The organism is Prevotella aff. ruminicola Tc2-24 (assembly GCF_900110895.1).
In the GTDB taxonomy this organism is placed as follows: domain Bacteria; phylum Bacteroidota; class Bacteroidia; order Bacteroidales; family Bacteroidaceae; genus Prevotella.
Genome location: NZ_FOIQ01000001.1, coordinates 486,476 through 506,329 on the forward strand (window position 1 = coordinate 486,476; position 19,854 = coordinate 506,329).

15 protein-coding genes and 1 tRNA gene are annotated in these 19,854 nt (G+C 47.4%); 8 read left to right on the forward strand and 8 right to left on the reverse strand.

Annotated elements, in window-relative coordinates:
- Nucleotides 1–7: 7 nt before the first annotated feature.
- From BMY63_RS02120 to BMY63_RS02130, 3 genes are read right to left on the reverse strand one after another with little or no spacing between them, the layout of a single operon-like run.
- Nucleotides 8–589 (reverse strand): Maf-like protein, encoded by a 582-nt coding sequence (locus BMY63_RS02120; RefSeq protein ID WP_369807688.1) that lies wholly within the window; start codon nt 587–589, stop codon nt 8–10.
- Between the two features lie 20 nt (nt 590–609).
- On the reverse strand, nt 610–1,128 hold the full coding sequence (locus BMY63_RS02125) for a KdsC family phosphatase (RefSeq protein ID WP_091914421.1): 519 nt from the start codon (nt 1,126–1,128) through the stop codon (nt 610–612).
- Nucleotides 1,129–1,134: 6 nt separating this feature from the next.
- Nucleotides 1,135–1,662 (reverse strand): nitroreductase family protein, encoded by a 528-nt coding sequence (locus BMY63_RS02130; RefSeq protein WP_091914424.1) that lies wholly within the window; start codon nt 1,660–1,662, stop codon nt 1,135–1,137.
- 85 nt (nt 1,663–1,747) lie between these two features.
- Here BMY63_RS02130 and BMY63_RS02135 point away from each other — a divergent pair, with 85 nt between their 5' ends.
- Entirely contained in the window at nt 1,748–2,725 is a 978-nt protein-coding gene (locus tag BMY63_RS02135; RefSeq protein ID WP_091899529.1) for a GNAT family N-acetyltransferase, read from the forward strand.
- 7 nt (nt 2,726–2,732) lie between these two features.
- Here BMY63_RS02135 and BMY63_RS12160 read toward each other — a convergent pair whose 3' ends face one another.
- Nucleotides 2,733–3,011 (reverse strand): hypothetical protein, encoded by a 279-nt coding sequence (locus tag BMY63_RS12160; protein ID WP_143065697.1) that lies wholly within the window; start codon nt 3,009–3,011, stop codon nt 2,733–2,735.
- Between the two features lie 20 nt (nt 3,012–3,031).
- Nucleotides 3,032–5,128: a RelA/SpoT family protein gene (locus tag BMY63_RS02140; RefSeq protein WP_091914426.1), complete on the reverse strand. Its 2,097-nt coding sequence runs from the start codon at nt 5,126–5,128 to the stop codon at nt 3,032–3,034.
- Between the two features lie 215 nt (nt 5,129–5,343).
- Here BMY63_RS02140 and BMY63_RS02145 point away from each other — a divergent pair, with 215 nt between their 5' ends.
- Nucleotides 5,344–6,843 (forward strand): DUF4301 family protein, encoded by a 1,500-nt coding sequence (locus BMY63_RS02145; RefSeq protein ID WP_091914428.1) that lies wholly within the window; start codon nt 5,344–5,346, stop codon nt 6,841–6,843.
- A 44-nt stretch (nt 6,844–6,887) separates the two neighbouring features.
- Here BMY63_RS02145 and BMY63_RS02150 read toward each other — a convergent pair whose 3' ends face one another.
- Entirely contained in the window at nt 6,888–7,508 is a 621-nt protein-coding gene (locus BMY63_RS02150; RefSeq protein ID WP_177178359.1) for a TetR/AcrR family transcriptional regulator, read from the reverse strand.
- A 118-nt stretch (nt 7,509–7,626) separates the two neighbouring features.
- On the opposite strand from BMY63_RS02150, the gene BMY63_RS02155 reads away from it, so the two are divergent.
- The 6 genes from BMY63_RS02155 (at nt 7,627) to BMY63_RS02185 (ending at nt 18,879) form a co-directional block, all read left to right on the forward strand.
- Nucleotides 7,627–9,930 carry an NADP-dependent malic enzyme gene (locus BMY63_RS02155; protein ID WP_091899533.1) on the forward strand — a complete coding sequence of 768 codons (2,304 nt, stop codon included), beginning with the start codon at nt 7,627–7,629 and terminating at the stop codon, nt 9,928–9,930.
- Nucleotides 9,931–10,016: 86 nt separating this feature from the next.
- Entirely contained in the window at nt 10,017–10,943 is a 927-nt protein-coding gene (locus tag BMY63_RS12400; RefSeq protein ID WP_218128528.1) for an NAD(P)H-dependent oxidoreductase, read from the forward strand.
- Nucleotides 10,944–11,235: 292 nt separating this feature from the next.
- A complete protein-coding gene (locus tag BMY63_RS02170; RefSeq protein ID WP_091899534.1) occupies nt 11,236–12,573 on the forward strand; it encodes an NADP-specific glutamate dehydrogenase in 1,338 nt (445 codons plus the stop codon).
- Nucleotides 12,574–12,802: 229 nt separating this feature from the next.
- A complete protein-coding gene (gene rpsA / locus BMY63_RS02175) occupies nt 12,803–14,584 on the forward strand; it encodes a 30S ribosomal protein S1 (RefSeq protein WP_091899535.1) in 1,782 nt (593 codons plus the stop codon).
- 118 nt (nt 14,585–14,702) lie between these two features.
- Complete coding sequence (gene htpG / locus BMY63_RS02180) at nt 14,703–16,757, forward strand: molecular chaperone HtpG (protein ID WP_091899536.1); 2,055 nt, start codon at nt 14,703–14,705, stop codon at nt 16,755–16,757.
- A 217-nt stretch (nt 16,758–16,974) separates the two neighbouring features.
- Nucleotides 16,975–18,879, forward strand: coding sequence for a glycoside hydrolase family 97 protein (locus BMY63_RS02185; RefSeq protein ID WP_256218900.1), 1,905 nt, complete (start codon nt 16,975–16,977; stop codon nt 18,877–18,879).
- A 17-nt stretch (nt 18,880–18,896) separates the two neighbouring features.
- On the opposite strand, the gene BMY63_RS02190 is transcribed toward BMY63_RS02185, so the two are convergent.
- Both BMY63_RS02190 and BMY63_RS02195 read right to left on the reverse strand, forming a co-directional pair.
- Complete coding sequence (locus tag BMY63_RS02190) at nt 18,897–19,607, reverse strand: sigma-70 family RNA polymerase sigma factor (protein WP_091899537.1); 711 nt, start codon at nt 19,605–19,607, stop codon at nt 18,897–18,899.
- 78 nt (nt 19,608–19,685) lie between these two features.
- Nucleotides 19,686–19,759: transfer RNA gene (locus tag BMY63_RS02195), tRNA-Arg, on the reverse strand.
- Nucleotides 19,760–19,854 lie beyond the last annotated feature (95 nt).

Here is a 19,854-nt window from a genome sequence, read left to right on the forward strand (position 1 = left end):
TAATCTCCTAAAACTTGAGAAGTTCGTTATAGATACGTTGCACGGGTAAGCCCATGACATTATAATAGCTACCATGAAGTCCCGTCACACCGATATATCCAATCCACTCCTGAATACCATAGGCACCAGCCTTGTCGAACGGATGATAATGAGTGATATAATAATCAATCTCTTCGTCTGTCAGACTCTTAAAAGACACGTCAGTCGTCACCGAAAAACGAGACTCCTGATCAAGAGAACACAGACAGACACCTGTCGTCACCTGATGCGTGCGTCCACTGAGCAGACGAAGCATCCGTTCCGCATCGTGCTCATCAGAAGGTTTTCCAAGAATCTCATCCCCTACAATCACAACAGTGTCTGCAGTGATAATAAGCTCATCGGAAGACATTGCGCCACGATAAGCCTCTGCTTTCTTGCCTGCGATATAAAGAGCCACCTCGTCGACAGGCAAACCTGAGGGATATGACTCATCGATGCCTTGCATAACGCGTACCTCAAAAGAGAGACCGAGACCGGCCAGGAGTTCCTTTCGGCGCGGAGAATTACTTGCCAGTACAATCCTATATTTATCAAGATTCTTCATCATGCATCAAAAGCATATATCGACTACCAGCCAAAAGCCTTGGCGTTCATCACCCACTTACCCTGGGCACGAAGTACCTGTTCTATCACATCACGACCACAGCCATAGCCTCCCTTTCTATCGCTGACATACAGGCTCACCTCCTTGATCTCCGGACATGCGTCCTTCGGACAGACCGGGCAGCCTACGCAACGCATGATCTCAAGATCAGGGATATCATCACCCATATACATCACCTCCTCGTCAGTCAGACCATATTGTTTCAGGAGTTGACGGTAGGTCTCGATCTTCACCGAGCAACCCAAATAGATATCCTCTACTCCCAGTCCCTCATATCGTACCCGGACACTAGGAGTGGTTGCACCCGTGAGGATCACGATACGAAGGCCGAGTTTCATAGCCAGTTGTATAGCGTAGCCGTCTTTGATATTCACAGTACGCAGTGGCACCCCATCTGCACTAAGTGTAATCGTCTCGGCACTGAGCACACCATCAATATCAAAGATTATTGCCCGAATCTTATTAAGATCGTATTGAATCATCTGTTGTCAGAATTTATTAAGATGTACATTCTCCCATTTCAGACGGTCCTCCGCCTGAGGCTTACGCTCATCCGTCCAATGCCCTACAGCAAGAACACACAAGCAATTGAGATTTTCCGGGATATCGAGAATTCCGCGGATCACCGTATCGGCAGTAGTACCATCAGCAAGTCCGCGTCCTCTCATCTGAATCCAACAAGTACCCAGTCCAAGATCCTCGGCTTGATACTGCATGGAAATAGCGGCTATTGATCCGTCCTCAACCCAGCAATCATTCTGCATGGGATCACCCAAGACAACGATTGCGACCGGGGCACCTTTGAGGAACTGACTACCAAGATCCTTGGCATCCGCCAGTTTCTCTATATCCAATTTATCTTCCACCACGACGAACTGCCAAGCACGCTGTCCTTTCGATGTGGGCGACATCAGAGCAGCCCTGAGAATCAGTTTCAGGTCTTCTGCGTCGATCTCCTCGTCTGTGAACTTCCGATGACTACGACGCTTCTGCGCCAAATCTTTAAAATCCTTCATTGTCGATATGCGTTATTTTGCTGCAAAGTTAGTGAAATTCTGCTAAAAAAAGCACTTTTATTAAAATAATTCGTATTTTTGCGGCATGAAAGGACTGACGACAACCATCTACCGTACCAGCAGTGAACTACCTGTTCTGGAGGAAAAGAATTTCTTCCATAGTCGTCAGTTATTTGAGATTCTAGAACAGACACCGCGCCAGAAGCCTTACATGGTTGTCACCTCTGACGAAAACGGGAAAATCCTCAGTCATTTGTTGGGTATCGTACGTATCCGTCCTATATGGCTACCGCCGTTTCTGCTCATCCATTGTCGTATCATCGGCGAAGGTGTCTATGAAGAGAATGAACATCGGCGAGATGAATTGCTCGGAGAGATGTTGAAGGCCATCACCCGACTCATGAATAAGCGTGTATTCTATATCGAGATAAGTAATCTCAGTCAGAAGATGTTTGGTTACCGGCAGCTTCGCCAGTTGGGCTACTACCCCGTTCACTGGATGAGTATACACAATTCTCTACATAGTCATGCGCCGGAAGAACGCATCACGCCGAAGATGCTCAGACGTATACAACATGTCCATCAGAAAGGTGTCACAACAGTGGAGGTAGACAACGAAGAAGACTTTAGGGCATTTTCCAAACTGCTACGCAAGCACCATATTCTAAAGCCCAAGCGCTATATCCCCGACGACATGTTCTTCCATCAGCTCATGGAGGGCGATAGTGGTCGACTGTTTGTTACAAAATATAAGGGGAAAGTCGTCGGCTGTTCTGCGTGTGTGTACAGTGAAGGGAATGCCTATCTTTGGTATTCTGCTTTCAGACGAAAGACCTACCTGACCCTCCACCCTGACGACGTAACAGTATGGGATGCCATGAAGGATGCCTATGAGAGAGGTTATCAGCACATGTGCTTTATGGATGTCGGACTTCCATTTTCAAAGAATCCATTCCGCGAGTTCATCCTCCATTTTGGCGGAAAAGAAGTCAGCACCTACCGATGGTTCCGTTTTTCCATCAAGTGGGTCAATGCACTGTTATCATGGATCTACAGGGAGTGAGCACCATTCAATAGCTGAATTCCTCATCACGCTTTCCCATCATCATCTTCTTCAGTTCGTAGTCGTTGGCAGTCATGTCAACACCACGATCATCAGGGATATCGGGAATAGCGACCAGACCATCGTCATCTGCTCCCAATACCAAAGAGTCGCCATCCATTCCAGGAATATCATTAGCTGCCGCCGTGTCTACCGGTACTCGCACATACTGGATTGTCCGGTGGCGACGACATCCAGTCGTAATAAGCAGCAAAAATGTCAAAGTCAGGTATAATAGTCGTTTCATATAAGTTGGATATGTTAGGATTATATTCGCTCCACCTGTTTAACGCCTTTTACAGTGCGTAGTTTCTTGATCAGACTTTCCAGTCTGGAGGTATCCTCAAGCATCACCACGATATTCCCACTAAAGAGACCATCGTGCGAATCAATATTGATCGAGCGCAAGACCAGTCTTTCGTCCTTAGAGATAATGCTCGTCAGATTGTTTACGATACCGATATCGTCGGTTCCAACCACACGAAGCGTGATGGAATACTGCGACGAACCTTTTCCACTCCATCTCGCCTTAACGACGCGATATCCATAACGTCTGCGGAGTTCCGGAGCATTAGGACAGTCGGTACGATGAATCTTGATGCCTCCGTTAATTGTCACAAACCCGAAAATAGGATCTCCATAAATCGGGGTACAGCAACGAGCCAATTGGTAGTCGAGTCCTTTCAGATTACGGTCGATGACCAACACATCATCATTATACTGAGTGTTTAATCCGGCTATCTTCGAGTCGTCAAGTTCGAATTCGCTGGCAGAACGTGCAATATTATCGCCTGTCACCGTCTTCTCGCCCTCCTTAACCTCTATATATTTCTCGATAACAGCATTTACGTCAATCACACCATCTGCTACCTGCTTATAGAAATCACTAACCTCCTTAAATCCCATCTTCTTGATGGTGTGCATCATCAACGACTCATCCTGTTCAATCTTACGATTCTTGAACTTACGTTCCAACATCTCCTTGGCGAAGAGCCCTTCCTTGACTTGTGTCTCCTTTAATGCTAATCGTATCTTCGATTTGGCACGTGAAGTCTTCACAATATTCAACCACTCCTGCCTAGGCTTCTGGTTAGCAGAGGTTAATATCTCCACCTGATCACCACTCTTCAGAAGCTGGCGGATACTGACAACACGTCCGTTGATACGTCCACCCGTGCATTGATTGCCGAGTTTGGAATGAATATGATAAGCAAAGTCAAGAATAGTGGCGCCTACGGGGAACTTATAGAGATCGCCTCTTGGGGTAAAGACGAACACCTCATCCTCATAAAGATCCATCTTGAACTGATCCATCGCCTCCATCCCTTCCGCGTTCTCCAGCATATTCCGGATTCCCGTCAGCCACTCGTCAAGACCTGTCTCACCCTTAACACCTTTATAGCGCCAATGGGCGGCAACACCCCTTTCTGCGATCTCATCCATACGTTCAGTACGGATCTGTACTTCAACCCATTTCTGTTCAGGTCCTAACACGGTGATATGAAGGCTCTCATAACCATTACTTTTCGGCACACTGAGCCAGTCGCGCAGGCGCTTAGGGTTAGGCTGATACATATCGGTCACGATCGAATAGGCCTGCCAGCACTGCATCACCTCACGGGTATGAGTCTGGCGTTCAGTGCCTTCGTCTTCACATTCGATGATGATGCGGATGGCAAACAGGTCGTAGATGCCCTCGAACCCACACTTCTGTTTCTTCATCTTCTCCCAGATAGAATGGATAGACTTCGTACGGCCTTTCATGTGGAACTTCAAGCCTGCCGCCTTCAGTTTCTCCTCAATAGGTCCTATAAAAGCCTGGATATACGCATCACGAGCAGCCTTCGTTGCATTGAGTTTCTCACGAATCATATAATATGCATCGTGCTCCATGTACTTCAGCGACAGATCCTCCAGTTCGCTTTTCAGTTTATAGAGTCCCAATTTATGAGCCAACGGCGCATAGAGGTAGGCAGCTTCCTGACTAACTGCCATCTTTGCCTCGGTATTGTCCGTATCACGGATCTGACGCATGAGATTCACACGATCGGCAATCATAATCAGGATCACCCTCATGTCCTCTGCAAAAGAAAGCAGCAGATTGCGGAAGTTTTCACTCTCGACAACAGGGTTTTTCTGATAGAGTTGCTGTATACGGTTCAAACCGTGCAAGATACGAGCCACCTGATCTCCATATTGCTCCTTGACTTGGTCAACGGACAGATGTCCCTCCTCTATCTCAGGTATCAAGTGTACAGCCTGGATAGCATCGCCCTTTAATCCGGTTTCCTTTTCAAGGATCTCTGCCGTCTGGGCAGCCATCCGCTTTTTTTCTTCGTATGTGAATGTAAACAGATCAGCCATAATACGTCGTGTTGATGGGACAAAGATACGATTTTCCGCTGACAAAAACATCTTTTTAAATAAAAGATATCTTTAAAAAAACAAAAACCTTGATAATTTAAAAGAAGAGTCAACATACAGCTAATAATCAGAAACCTTTTTTAGGGTTATTTCCTTGTATCTCGTTTTTTTGTTGTAACTTTGCATGCAGAAAAGACAAATACACCTTATATAATATGTTATCACAGCAAGATCTGCAGCAAATCGCTCAAAAGGGTATCACCCAAGAGCAAATAGAAAACCAACTCAACGAGTTTATAACCGGATTCCCTTTCCTGAAACTGGAGACAGCCGCCGGCATTGGTCACGGCATCATCGCCCCTAATGCCGAAAAGCGCAAGCAGTATGAAGCCATATGGAAGGCCTACAAGGCAGAAGGAAAGAAGATCGTGAAGTTCGTACCTGCCTCCGGTGCAGCCAGTCGCATGTTCAAGAACATGTTTGCCTTTGTAGATGCAGACTATACCATACCGACAACGGATTTCGAGAAGGACTACTTCGCCTCCATCGAGAAGTTTGCCTTTTACGAAGCGCTCGATGCCGTCTGTCAGAAAAACGAGGGAAAAGACATCAAGAGTTTAATCGCCGATGGCAATTATAAGGCCGTAGCCGCCAACATGTTAAGGACTGAGGGACTCAATTACGGTCAGCTCCCTAAAGGCCTCCTACTCTTCCACAAATACGCTGATGGTGCCAGAACGCCGATGGAGGAGCATCTGGTAGAAGGCGCGCTCTATGCCGCCTCAAACGGTGAGGCTCATGTTCATTTCACTGTCTCCCATGAGCATATGGCCCTTTTCAAGTCAAAGGTTACTGAGAAAGCCGACTCCTATGCAAAGAAATATGGCATCCAATATGATATTACTTTCTCTGAACAGAAACCATCTACCGATACGATTGCTGCCAACCCCGACAACACACCTTTCCGTAATGACGACGGTTCGTTACTCTTCCGTCCGGGAGGACATGGTGCGCTCATCGAGAACCTCAATGAGATAGATGGCGACATCATCTTCATCAAGAATATCGACAACGTGGTGCCTGATCGTCTGAAACCGGAGATCGTCGAGTGGAAACAGGTTATTGCCGGTATACTTGTCTCTTTGCAGAAGCAAGCTTTTGAGTATCTCCGCATCCTTGACGGCAATCCCACGGATGAACAAGTCGGACAGATTGCCAAGTTCGTTGAGGAAGAACTCTGTATCGACGCTAAAGGCAACAAAGTGGATGTCGATTATCTCAGAAAGAAACTGAACCGTCCGATGCGTGTCTGTGGTGTTGTAAAGAATGTCGGTGAGCCTGGCGGCGGTCCGTTCCTAACCTACAACCAAGATGGTACTGTCTCACCCCAGATTCTCGAAAGTAGTCAGATCGATACAAAGAACGAGGAATACATGAAGATGTTCTCGAATGGTACACACTTCAACCCTGTGGATCTTGTCTGTGCTGTTAAGGACTACCAAGGTAAGCCATTCAACCTGCCAGATTTCGTTGATAAGACAACAGGCTTTATCTCCTCCAAGTCAAAAGCGGGAAAAGAGCTGAAAGCATTAGAGTTGCCAGGTCTGTGGAATGGAGCCATGAGCGACTGGGCCACCATCTTTGTTGAGGTGCCACTTGGCACATTCAACCCCGTCAAGACTGTTAATGACCTGTTGCGCGAACAGCATCAATAAAAACTAAAGAATCCCTGCCAAATACGACAGGGATTCTTTTTATCCTAACCGATGATACGATCCAGTGCAACCACACCTTTCTCGGTACAGATACCACGTAAAGACACAAAGATAATATTCTTAAAGATATCCTCGATGGTGTATCGCCGATAGAGTTGATTCATCATCACATATTCGCCCAAAGCGTCGAAAAGGTGCATTGTCAATGCTTCATCCACATCTTCTCTAAAAAAACCTTCACTGACACCCCTCTGAATAAACTTCTGCATTTCTGTATGAATATACTGATTCTGCTGGTGAAGGAAGCGGGCAACCTTTGGATATTTAACCAGATCGGCATAGAACAGAGGATTCGTCTGACGGAATTCTTCCACCTTTATCCGATAGACAGTCAGTAGGATTTCCATCACGTTCCCGCAGTTCTTGGTTTTTTCTTTGATCAGTATCTGTCGTTGCTCATTGTACACTTTCACGCCCTCAAAAAGCAACTGTTCCTTATTATCATAGAGCTCATAGAGCGTCCTTTTGGATATGCCAAGCTCCACTGCGACATCATCCATTTTCACAGCACGGATGCCTTTCTCACCAAAAGCATTCATTGCCGTTTCGAGAATCTTTCCTCTTAATCCTTGCTTATACGCTGAAATCTCTTTGGTTTCTTGCATATTCATACATTTTCGACTGCAAAGATACAAAAAAACAAAAAAAACGAAATGATTTTCGACGGTTTTTTGTAATTTTGCGAGCGAATTTTCAAAAAGACATCTAAACAAATAATACACTATGGTCAAAATCACGAAAGAAGCCGCCTTAGAATATCATGAGAGCGGACGCCCTGGCAAAATCGAAGTTAAGCCAACCAAGGCATATCGAACGCAAACCGATCTGAGTCTTGCCTACTCCCCTGGTGTTGCCTATCCCTGTCTTGAGATTCAGGAGAATCCCGATGCAGCCTATAAGTATACCGACAAAGGCAACCTCGTAGCAGTCATCTCTAATGGTACAGCCGTACTCGGTCTGGGTGACATCGGTGCAATGAGCGGTAAGCCTGTTATGGAAGGAAAGGGTCTTCTTTTTAAGATTTATGGTGGTATCGATGTCTTTGATATTGAAGTTGCCGAAAAAGACCCCGAGAAATTCTGTGAAGCAGTTGAGAGGATTGCACCCACATTCGGAGGTATCAACCTTGAAGACATCAAGGCTCCTGAATGTTTCTATATTGAAGAGCGCTTAAAGAAAACGCTTGACATCCCTGTTATGCATGATGACCAACACGGTACTGCCATCATCTCTGCTGCCGGTCTGAAGAATGCCATGGAAGTAATCGGGAAGGATATCCGTCAGGTTAAGATCGTCGTCAACGGTGCTGGTGCTGCCGCCATCTCCTGTACCAAACTTTATATGGCCATCGGTGCACAGAAAGAGAATATCGTTATGCTTGACTCAAAGGGAGTGATCAGCACGACCCGCCAGGATCTGAACGAGCAGAAGAAATTCTTTGCAACCAGTCGTACGGACATTCATACATTGGAAGAAGCCATCAAGGGAGCCGACGTTTTTGTCGGTCTGTCTAAGGGTAACGTACTCTCAAAGGATATGGTCAAGAGCATGGCTAAGAACCCTGTGATCTTTGCGCTCGCCAACCCTGTACCGGAAATCTCTTACGAGGACGCCATGGAGGCCCGTCCAGACGTACTGATGTCAACAGGTCGAACCGACTATCCTAACCAGATTAATAATGTGATTGGTTTCCCTTACATCTTCCGCGGAGCACTCGACGTACACGCCACTGCCATCAACGAGGAGATGAAGTTGGCCGCCGTACACGCCATCGCTGATCTGGCTAAACAACCGGTCCCCGATGTCGTAAACGATGTATACAAGGTGAACAACCTGACTTTCGGACGTGAGTATTTCATACCAAAGCCCGTTGACCCACGACTTATCACGGAGGTGTCGGCAGCTGTCGCAAAAGCAGCCATCGAGAGTGGTGTAGCCCGCAAGAATATTGAAGACTGGGATGAATATAAAGACTCATTGTCTGTGCTTCTCGGTCAGGAGACCAAACTCACACAAAAGCTTTATGCTACCGCAGCCGCTCATCCACAACGTGTGGTATTCGCCGAGGCGGTTCACCCCACCATGCTGAAGGCTGCCGTCCAGGCTAAGGCTGAGGGCATCTGTCAACCCATCCTGCTCGGTAACGACGAGGTAATTATGAAACTCGCTAAGAGCCTTGACCTATCACTGGAAGGTATCGAGATCGTCAACCTGCGTCACCCCAACGAGCAGGAGCGCCGCGAACGCTATGCTCGTATCCTGACGGAAAAGCGTCAACGTGACGGTTACACCTTCCAAGAGGCCAATGATAAGATGTTCGAGCGCAACTACTTTGGAATGATGATGGTTGAGACTGGTGAGGCAGATGCCTTCATTACCGGTCTTTACACCAAGTACTCGAACACCATCAAAGTGGCTAAAGAAGTTATCGGAATCCGTCCGGAATACAATCATTTCGGAACAATGCATATCGTCAACTCACCCAAAGGAACTTATTACCTCGCCGATACGCTGGTCAATGAGAATCCCGACAAAGATACGCTTAAGGATATCGCCAAACTGGCTGCGACTGCAGTACGCTTCTTTAACGAGAAGCCCGTCATTGCACTGGTAAGTCATTCCAATTTCGGAAGTAATCGGAGCGAAGGCGCACAAAAGGTCAGATATGCCGTTGAGGAGATGCAAAACGAGTATCCGGAACTCCCCATCGATGGTGAGATGCAGCTTGACTGTGCTCTTGACAATGAATTGCGCGACGAGCAGTATCCCTTTACACGCGTAAAGGGTAAGAAAGTGAATACGCTTGTATTCCCCAACCTGACTTCTGCTCGTTCCTCATATAAGATGCTCCAGATGCTTGGCTCTGATGCTGAGGTCATCGGCCCGATCCAAATGGGTCTGAACAAGCCTATCCACTTCATTGACTTTGGTGCATCAGTTCGAGACGTCGTAAACATCACTGCGATTGCGACTATTGATGCATACGTAGGTCAGATTAAGGATCGCCTCTCTGCCATCGGCAAGTAACAATTGGCTGAAGCTTTATAATCCCCAGCCTAAAAAGGCTGGGGATTTTTTTATTTTCATCACCAACTAGACACTATTACAACACAATGAAAGCTTTTATCGTATATTGCCATCCATCAGAAGACTCATTCACCAGTCATGTGCGTGACGCCTTCATCAAAGGCATCGAAGACTCAGGGAACGAATACATTCTTTCCGATCTCTACCAGATGGATTTCAAGACTGACATGTCGGAGAAAGAATACCTCAGAGACGCTCATTATTCGACCAAGCCCTGTTTAGAGGCCGACGTGCTTGCTGAACAAGCGAAGATCAATGCTGCCGATGCCATTATATTCATTTACCCCGTATTCTGGACTGAAGCACCAGCCAAACTTATAGGTTGGTTCGACAGGGTACTTACCTACGGTTTTGCTTATGGTCCAAAAACCATGAAAGTGCTCGAGAAAGGTCTCATCCTTTGCACGGCAGGCAACACGACAGATAAACTTGAGCAGTTCGGCCTACTGCCCAGCATGAAAAAAATCATGTTTGGCGATCGTCTGTTCAATCGTGTCAAGTACACTGATTTTGTGGTCTTCGGTGGCATGACCAGAGCCTGTCCATTAAGATGCACCGACTGGGACAAGAATCTTACTACCGCCTACAACCGAGGACTGACTCTGTTCAGTCCTACAGAAACTGTATTCTCTCTTGATGGGCGGCATTTTGTGGCTATAGACAATTCTGATACTGGCGAAGTTTCTATCCAGACCGTGTTCTGCTATCATCAGAAGGACAATATCATTTGGGCCGAATATTCGGGTGGGAACATTATTAAAGGGTTCCTCGTTGGTACGATTGATACGGATAACGAACTTCAATTCACCTACCAACACATCAACACCTGTGGCGAATTGAAGACAGGCTCATGTCACTCTGTACCTAGAACCGAAAACGGCAAACTAAGGTTTTATGAATCATGGCAATGGACATCCGGCCCATCAGGTACCTCTATTATAGAGGAAATCTGATACGGCTGCATGGAGCAGACAATTCACCTATATTAATATATAGGCATAAAACGGGAAGCATACGGATAATGGGCAACAAGGAGCAAACAGCAACTTGTTATCGAACACATAATAAATGTATATAAATAACTTTTTGGCTTGACGTATATCAATTATGTGACAAAAAGAAAGATTTTCAATAAAATAATTGATAAAATGTTTGGTATTTCAGATTTTTGATGTAATTTTGCAAGCGTAATCAACGAAATCATTAATTTTAATCATTATAACAACCAAAAAAAGTAAGAAGATTATGAATGCAGCACAAGTTGTTGAGAATCTGAAGCAGAGATTCCCCAATGAGCCGGAGTACATCCAGGCAGTATCTCAGGTACTTCCCACCATCGAAGAGGAGTACAACAAACACCCCGAGTTTGAGAAGGCCAACCTTATCGAGCGCCTCTGCATCCCCGATCGTGTTTGTGAGTTCCGCATCACTTGGGTAGACGACAAGGGTAACGTACAGACGAACATGGGTTACCGTATCCAGCACAACAACGCTATTGGCCCGTACAAAGGTGGTCTCCGTTATCACAAGAGTGTGAACCTGGGTATCCTGAAGTTCCTCGCTTTCGAGCAGACATTCAAGAACTCTCTGACCACACTGCCGATGGGTGGTGCCAAGGGTGGTTCAGACTTCTCTCCCCGCGGCAAGAGCGACGCTGAGGTGATGCGTTTCTGCCAGGCATTCATGAACGAGCTTTATCGTGTTATTGGTCCCGATGAGGATGTACCCGCTGGTGATATCGGCGTAGGTGGCCGTGAGGTTGGTTATCTCTTCGGACAGTACAAGAAGCTCACCCACCAGTTCCAGGGCGTGCTCACAGGTAAGGGTCTTTCCTTCGGTGGTTCACTGATTCGTCCTGAGGCTACTGGTTATGGTTGTGTATACTTCCTGACTTCTATGCTCGCAACACGCGGTATCGAACTGAAGGGTAAGAAGGTGCTGATTTCCGGTTCTGGTAACGTGGCTCAGTACGCTACTGAGAAGTGCCTCCAGTTGGGTGCTATCCCCTTGACTCTCTCAGACTCTGATGGTTACATCTACGATCCGGATGGTATCGACTTCGAGAAGTTGGCTTATGTGAAGGAGCTGAAGAACGTTGAGCGTGGACGTATCAAGGAATATGCTGAGGAGTATCCTAACGCTGTTTACCACGCAGGTGAGCGTCCTTGGCACGAAAAAGCCGATATCGCTCTGCCTTGCGCTACACAGAACGAGATCAACGGTGAGCAAGCTCAGGCTCTGATTGACAATGGTGTAATCGCCGTTGCTGAGGGTGCCAACATGCCTTCACTGCCTGAGGCTATCAAGATCTTCCAGGATGCCAAGATCCTCTACGCTCCTGGTAAGGCTTCTAACGCTGGTGGTGTATCTGTATCTGGTCTTGAGATGTCGCAGAACTCTGAGCGTCTGTCTTGGACAGCCAAAGAGGTTGACGACTACCTGAAGCGTATCATGAACGATATCCACGAGAACTGTGTGAAGTATGGTACACAGGCTGATGGTTACATCAACTACGTGAAGGGTGCAAACGTTGCAGGCTTCATGAAGGTTGCAAATGCTATGATGGCTCAGGGTATCGTATAAGACTTGACCATCGGTTATTAATAATGGATAATCAAGGAGGCGGACTTAAGAGGTTCGCCTCCTTCTTTTTGTTAATAATCCTTAAAACAGAAAGACCAGATCTACCGTTATACATTAATTATCAATTAATTGTTGTAACTTTGCACCCGCTTTGCGTGTACGTACGCGAGCATACAGTTCACATAAAGTCCAACTTTATTAATTACAAACAAACATTTATTAATTTATTATGTCAGAATTAACAAAGAACGTAAAGCCGCTCGACGACTTCAATTGGGACGAGTTCGAGAATGGCACGACCGCCGGTGTCAGCAAGGAAGAGCTTGACAAGGCGTACGACGAAACCCTGAACAAGGTGGCCGACCATCAGGTTGTTGAAGGTACGGTTATCTCTGTTGACAAGAAAGAAGTGGTTGTCAACATCGGCTACAAGAGCGATGGTATCATCCCCGCTTCAGAATTCCGCTACAATCCCGACCTGAAGATCGGTGACAAGGTAGAGGTTTACGTTGAGAGCGCAGAAGACAAGAAGGGTCAGCTGCTGCTGTCTCACAAGAAGGCCCGTCTCAGCAAGTCTTGGGATAAGGTTAACGAGGCTCTCGAGCAGGATGCTATCATCCAGGGTTACATCAAGTGCCGCACAAAGGGCGGTATGATTGTCGACGTATTCGGTATCGAGGCTTTCCTCCCCGGTTCGCAGATCGACGTTCACCCCATACGCGACTACGATCAGTTCGTAGGCAAGACCATGGAGTTCAAGGTTGTCAAGATCAACCAGGAGTTCCGCAATGTTGTTGTCTCTCACAAGGCTCTCATTGAGGCTGAGCTGGAGGCACAGAAGAAGGAGATTATCGGTAAGCTCGAGAAGGGTCAGATCCTCGAGGGTACTGTTAAGAATATCACCAGCTACGGCGTATTCGTAGACCTGGGTGGTGTTGACGGACTCATCCACATCACAGACCTCTCTTGGGGCCGCGTAGATGATCCGCACAAGGTAGTAGAGCTCGACCAGAAGATCAACGTGGTTATCCTCGACTTCGACGACGAGAAGCGCCGCATTGCTCTTGGTCTGAAGCAGCTCACACCGCATCCTTGGGATGCTCTGGATGCCGACCTGAAGGTGGGCGACCACGTGAAGGGTAAGGTAGTTGTGATTGCCGACTACGGCGCATTCGTTGAGATCCAGCCCGGTGTTGAGGGCCTGATCCACGTTTCAGAGATGTCATGGAGCCAGCACCTCCGTTCAGCTCAGGAGTTCCTGAAGGTTGGCGAAGAGGTTGAGGCTGTCATCCTGACTCTCGACCGCGACGAGCGCAAGATGTCTCTCGGCATCAAGCAGCTCCGCGAGGATCCTTGGGAGGCTATCGAGACCAAATATCCTGTTGGTTCTAAGCACACCGCTAAGGTTCGCAACTTCACCAACTTCGGTGTATTCGTTGAGCTCGAGGAAGGTGTTGACGGCCTGATCCACATCAGCGACCTCTCTTGGACCAAGAAGGTTAAGCATCCTTCTGAGTTCACACAGGTTGGTGCTCAGATCGACGTGATCGTACTTGACATCGACAAGGAGAACCGTCGTCTCTCTCTCGGTCACAAGCAGCTCGAGGACAATCCTTGGGACGTATTTGAGGCTAAGTACACCGTTGGTTCAATCCACGAGGGTAAGATCAGCGAGATGCTCGAGAAGGGCGCCGTTGTTGCACTCGAGGAGAATGTTGAGGGCTTCGCTACTCCTAAGCACCTCGTCAAGGAGGATGGCTCACAGGCTACTCTCGGTGAGACTCTGCCATTCAAGGTGATTGAGTTCAACAAGGACAGCAAGCGCATCATCCTGTCTCACAGCCGCACCTTCGAGGATCCCGCTCGCGAGGAGAAGAAGGCTGCCGCTAAGAAGACCGCCCGCGCTAAGAAGGACGATGCTCCGAAGATCGAGAATGTTGCAGCAAGCACCACACTCGGTGACATCGACGCACTGGCTGAGCTGAAGGCTAAGATGGAGAAGGGCGAATAATATCCCCTACTCCTCTCTATAATAGACTCCCGGCATTTGTCGGGAGTCTTTTTTTGGCACACTATTTGCATAAGGATAGCCAACAGCAAATTGCTAATAGTAAAAACAGATAAAACTTATGCAAAAAGGTAACATCGGGGTTACAACCGAGAACATATTCCCCGTTATCAAAAAGTTTCTCTATTCCGATCATGAGATCTTCCTCCGTGAGATGGTCAGCAACGCTGTCGATGCGACCCAGAAGCTGAAGACACTCGCCGCACAAGGTGACTATAAGGAAGAGTTGGGCGATCTGACTGTCCGTGTGAACTTCGATGCCGACAAGGGCACTATCACCATCAGCGACCATGGTATCGGCATGACAGAAGAGGAGATCGAAAAATATATTAACCAGATTGCGTTTTCAGGCGTAAGCGACTTCCTTGAGAAATACAAGGATAATGCCAATAACATCATCGGTCACTTCGGACTCGGTTTCTACTCCTCTTTCATGGTATCAAAGAAGGTGGAGATTATCACCAAGTCGTACAAGGAAGGTTCAAAAGCCGTAAAATGGAGTTGCGATGGTAGTCCTGCCTACGAGATCGATGATGCAGAGCGTGCCGACCATGGCTCAGATATCATCCTGTATATTGACGACGACTGCAAGGAGTTTCTCGACAAGTATAAGTTGGAGGGCCTACTGAACAAGTATTGCAAGTTTATGGCCGTACCCATTGCCTTCGGCAAGAAGACGGAGTGGAAAGACGGCAAGCAAGTCGACACCGACGAAGATAATATCATCAACAGCGTTGAGCCTTTGTGGACGAAGACTCCTTCTACCCTGAAGGACGAGGACTACAAGCAGTTCTATCGTACGCTCTACCCCATGAGCGACGAGCCGATGTTCTGGATTCATCTGAATGTCGACTACCCCTTCAACCTCACGGGTATCCTTTACTTCCCCCGTATCAAGTCTAACATCGACCTGCAGCGCAACAAGATCCAGCTCTACTGTAATCAGGTATTCGTCACCGATCAGGTGGAAGGTATCGTACCCGAGTTCCTGACACTGCTCCACGGTGTCATCGACTCACCGGATATTCCATTGAACGTCAGTCGTAGCTATCTACAGAGCGACCGTGAGGTGAAGAAGATCTCCACTTATATTACCAAGAAGGTGGCCGACCGCCTGCAGAGCATCTTCAAGGAAGACCGTAAGCAGTATGAGGAAAAATGGGATGACCTAAAGCTCTTCATCAACTACGGTATTCTCTCTGAGGATGGCTTCTACGACCGTGCCAAGGACTTCGCCCTGATGAAAGATACAGAGGGTAAGTATTTCACCTTCGAGGAATACAAGAAGCTCATTGAGGCCAACCAGAAAGACAAGGACGACCAACTCGTCTACCTCTATGCCACCGACAAAGAGGAACAGTACTCATATATTAAGGCTGCTCAAGACAAGGGCTATTCTGTATTGCTGCTCGACGGTCAGCTCGACGTTCCCACCATTCAGACCCTGGAACAGAAGTTCGAGAAGAGCCGCTTCACACGTGTCGACTCAGATATCATCGATCGCCTGATCGTCAAGGCCGATGCACCGAAGTCTGATCTCACGGAAGAGCAGAGTGACAATTTGTCAGCCGTTTTCCGATCACAGTTGCCGAAGATCGAGAAGGCAGAGTTTATGGTACAGGTTGACGCCCTCGGTACAGAGGCTCGTCCGGTAATCATCACGCAAAACGAGTATATGCGTCGTATGAAGGAGATGAGTCGCTTCCAGTCGGGCATGAACTTCTACGGTCAGATGCCTGATGCCTTTAACATCGTACTTAATAGCGACCATCCGCTGGTCAAGAAGGTGCTCAGCGATAGTGAGAGTGCCACAGCAGAGGCCTTGAAGCCTATCATCAGTGAACTGAAGGGGCAAGAGGCTCGCCTGGCCGCCATCCGACAGTCACAGGATAAGAAAAAGTACGACGAGCTGACTCAGGAGGATAAAGATCAGAAGGCAGAAGCAGAGAAGGCTGTACAAGAGCAGAAAGACAAGAAACAGCAGGTGATAGCCGATTATGCCAAAGACAACGATATCGTTCACCAGCTTATCGACCTGGCTCTGTTACAGAACGGCATGCTGAAGGGCGAAGCCCTCGACCGTTTCCTTAAACGAAGTGTCGATCTGATCAAATAAGCTCTACGTTTCATATAGGTAGTAACTATGTATGATGGAGATATCTTCCTTGTCCAATAAGGAAATATCTCCATCACTCATTTCCGAAGGAAATATAGCCATGTTCATCTAATGGCAATGGTAACAGATGATTAAATAGAGCACATTTTCACAATGCCAGGAGGTAATATCAGTTTTTTTCCGTAATTTTGCAGATAATATCAAATCATAAATGATAATGAAAAAAACCAAAACAATTGCACTACTAATGGTAACCGCATTCACCATGAGTGCGGCAGCAAAGGATTTCACCGTTACATCACCAAACGGTAAATTATTTATCAAGATCCATGCCAACCAACAAAAACTGACATGGGAAGTTAATCATGGCACGACACAGGTACTAGCACCTTCGGAAATCGGTCTGAACGGTACGCTCCAGAAAATGGATGGTAAGGTTACGAAGAACACCGCCATGATAAGCAACAGGCAATATCGCGTGGAGTTCCGTGCCGACAACGATGCTGCGGCATACCGCATCCACATTATTGGAAAACGCCCCATCACGATCGACAGCGAGACTGCAGAGTTCAATTTCTTGGCCGACTATCCGGCTTTCATTCCTTACATCAACGACAATAGAAGCGGAGAACGCTATAGTTTCAGTTTTGAATCCTATTACAATGAGCAGCCGTTATCAGCCATGTTCAAAGACTCTTTGGCCATCAACCCCTTAGCTGTCAGACTGCCGCAAAACAAGTTAGCTGTCATCGCTGATATGGGAGCTGTTGACTATCCGGGCATGTTCCTGCTTAGAAATGGAGAACACGGACTGAAAGCCTGTTTCGCCCCTGTTCCAACTCGCGAAGAGATAAGCGGCTATGCCCGTCTAAACCTGGTGCCGACAGCGCGAGCCAGTTATATTGCCAAGGATGTGAAAGGCTCACTACCCTGGCGTATCGTTATGGTCACAGAACAGGACAAGGACTTGCTCAATGCCCGTCTTCCACAGCGGTTTGGTCCTTCTTGTCAACTTAAAGACACCTCATGGATCCGTCCAGGTAAGGTAGCATGGGACTGGTGGAATGCCACCATGCTGACAGGTGTTCCCTTCCGTGCTGGCATGAACACTGACACCTACCGTTATTATATCGACTTTGCTGCCCGCAACCATCTTGAGTACATTATTATCGACGAAGGATGGAGCACCGACGAGAGCCTGCGCTCAGAATTGAATCCAGACATCGACCTACTCAGTCTTCTGCCCTACGCAGAAAAGAAAGGCGTTGGAATTATACTCTGGACTTCTTGGCGCAACTGCATCAATCATACTGAAGACGATTTCAAATACTATGCTTCATTGGGCGTAAAAGGCTTTAAGGTGGATTTCTTCGACCGTGATGACCAGACGGTCATGCGCTCTGCATGGAAAATTGCCGAATGTGCTGCAAAAAACCACTTGTTGCTTGACTTCCATGGCTACCGTCCTACGGGCATACAAACGGCATTCCCGAATATTGTCAACTTTGAAGGGGTAAAAGGATTGGAAAATTCAAAGTGGGAACCGAGAGTCGGTGACGGTCCACTGCACGACCAACCACGCTATGATGTATCGATTCCATATCTACGTCAGTTGATTGGACCGTTGGACTATACCCCTGGCGCGATGACCAACGCAACACGCGCAGAGTTCTTTGGTAACAACGACCATCCTATGAGTCAGGGCACTCGTGCCCATCAAGTGGCAATGTACACCATCTTCGACGCACCTCTTCAAATGCTTGCTGATGCACCGACGAAGTATGAACGCGAACAGTCGACCACTGATTTTATCAGTCAGATCCCAACAATCTTCGATGAGGTTGTGGCACTCGATGGAGTGTTAGGCGAATACGCTGTTATAGCTAAGCGCAAGGGTTCGACATGGTATATTGCAGCTATGACCAACTGGACACCGCGTGAACTCACCATCCCACTGTCTATGCTCAGCGAGGGTACCCACCAGGCAGAAATCTTTGCCGACGGAGTGAATGCCGACCGTGATGCCACAGATTACGTGAAGACACAGATAGAAGTGATGAAAGACAAACAAATAAACGTTCGTCTGGCTCCTGGCGGTGGCTGGAGTGCTATTATCAAATAACAATATAAAGAGGTTTGCTATTTCAGTTCACGCAAGCGGTCCTTATAGGCTTTACGGAGCTTACGTATGGCTTTGTCACGGATCTGACGGACACGTTCACGCTTTATGTTCAGGTCTTCAGCAATCTCAGCCATTGTCTCATGCTCTTGTCCGATGCCAAAGAAAGCGTTAACCACACTCCTATCCCTTGCATCCAAAGTCCCCAAGGCATACTCCACAGCAGCCTCAACGGTCTCTGAATGTACCCGCTCATCGGCCAACGGCGCATCCTGATTCACCAAAACAGACAGGAGGCTCATGTTGGCACGATGACCGAGCGGTGCATCTACAGAGAGTGGCACACTCTGCTGACGGGCCTGTACCTCGTCTTTCACATCTTTCGGCACCTGGTAGAGACCAGCCTGCTGATCAATGGCTCTCTCCATCTGCTGACGGATATAAGCCACGGCGTAGTTCACGAACCGCACACCTTTCGATGCGTCAAATCTCGAAGCCGCCTTCATCAGTCCGATGTTTCCCTCACTGACAAGATCTTCCATCGCCACACCTTTGCCTTTATACTGACGAGCGACAGAGACGACAAACCGCAGGTTTGCCTCCACGAGCTTAGAGAGTGCCCGTTGGTCGCCATTTTGGATTCGTTCGGAGAGCTTACGCTCCTCCTCATCGGAAAGCAGCGACTCCTTACCAATTTCGTCCAAATATCTGTTTAATGCTGAATCTTCCATTGTTTCCGTATCTATTGCTGCAAAGTTACAAAGAATAATCGGATATACAAAAAAAAGAGAGGTAAAAACCTCTCTTTGTGATTCCGGCGGGATTCAAACCCACAACCTTCTGATCCGTAGTCAGATGCTCTATTCAGTTGAGCTACGGAACCAAATTCCGTTTTGTTGTCGCAATCATTTCTGATTTGCGGATGCAAAGGTACACACTTTTTCTGAACTGGCCAAATCTTTTCTGAACTTTTTTCAA

Bases quoted from the DNA above. Each gene is read 5' to 3' on its own strand.
- BMY63_RS02120 (WP_369807688.1), bottom strand. From the start codon at position 589: ATGATGAAGAATCTTGATAAATATAGGATTGTACTGGCAAGTAATTCT.
- BMY63_RS02125 (WP_091914421.1), bottom strand. From the start codon at position 1,128: ATGATTCAATACGATCTTAATAAGATTCGGGCAATAATCTTTGATATT.
- BMY63_RS02130 (WP_091914424.1), bottom strand. From the start codon at position 1,662: ATGAAGGATTTTAAAGATTTGGCGCAGAAGCGTCGTAGTCATCGGAAG.
- BMY63_RS02135 (WP_091899529.1), top strand. From the start codon at position 1,748: ATGAAAGGACTGACGACAACCATCTACCGTACCAGCAGTGAACTACCT.
- BMY63_RS12160 (WP_143065697.1), bottom strand. From the start codon at position 3,011: ATGAAACGACTATTATACCTGACTTTGACATTTTTGCTGCTTATTACG.
- BMY63_RS02140 (WP_091914426.1), bottom strand. From the start codon at position 5,128: ATGGCTGATCTGTTTACATTCACATACGAAGAAAAAAAGCGGATGGCT.
- BMY63_RS02145 (WP_091914428.1), top strand. From the start codon at position 5,344: ATGTTATCACAGCAAGATCTGCAGCAAATCGCTCAAAAGGGTATCACC.
- BMY63_RS02150 (WP_177178359.1), bottom strand. From the start codon at position 7,508: ATGCAAGAAACCAAAGAGATTTCAGCGTATAAGCAAGGATTAAGAGGA.
- BMY63_RS02155 (WP_091899533.1), top strand. From the start codon at position 7,627: ATGGTCAAAATCACGAAAGAAGCCGCCTTAGAATATCATGAGAGCGGA.
- BMY63_RS12400 (WP_218128528.1), top strand. From the start codon at position 10,017: ATGAAAGCTTTTATCGTATATTGCCATCCATCAGAAGACTCATTCACC.
- BMY63_RS02170 (WP_091899534.1), top strand. From the start codon at position 11,236: ATGAATGCAGCACAAGTTGTTGAGAATCTGAAGCAGAGATTCCCCAAT.
- rpsA (WP_091899535.1), top strand. From the start codon at position 12,803: ATGTCAGAATTAACAAAGAACGTAAAGCCGCTCGACGACTTCAATTGG.
- htpG (WP_091899536.1), top strand. From the start codon at position 14,703: ATGCAAAAAGGTAACATCGGGGTTACAACCGAGAACATATTCCCCGTT.
- BMY63_RS02185 (WP_256218900.1), top strand. From the start codon at position 16,975: ATGAAAAAAACCAAAACAATTGCACTACTAATGGTAACCGCATTCACC.
- BMY63_RS02190 (WP_091899537.1), bottom strand. From the start codon at position 19,607: ATGGAAGATTCAGCATTAAACAGATATTTGGACGAAATTGGTAAGGAG.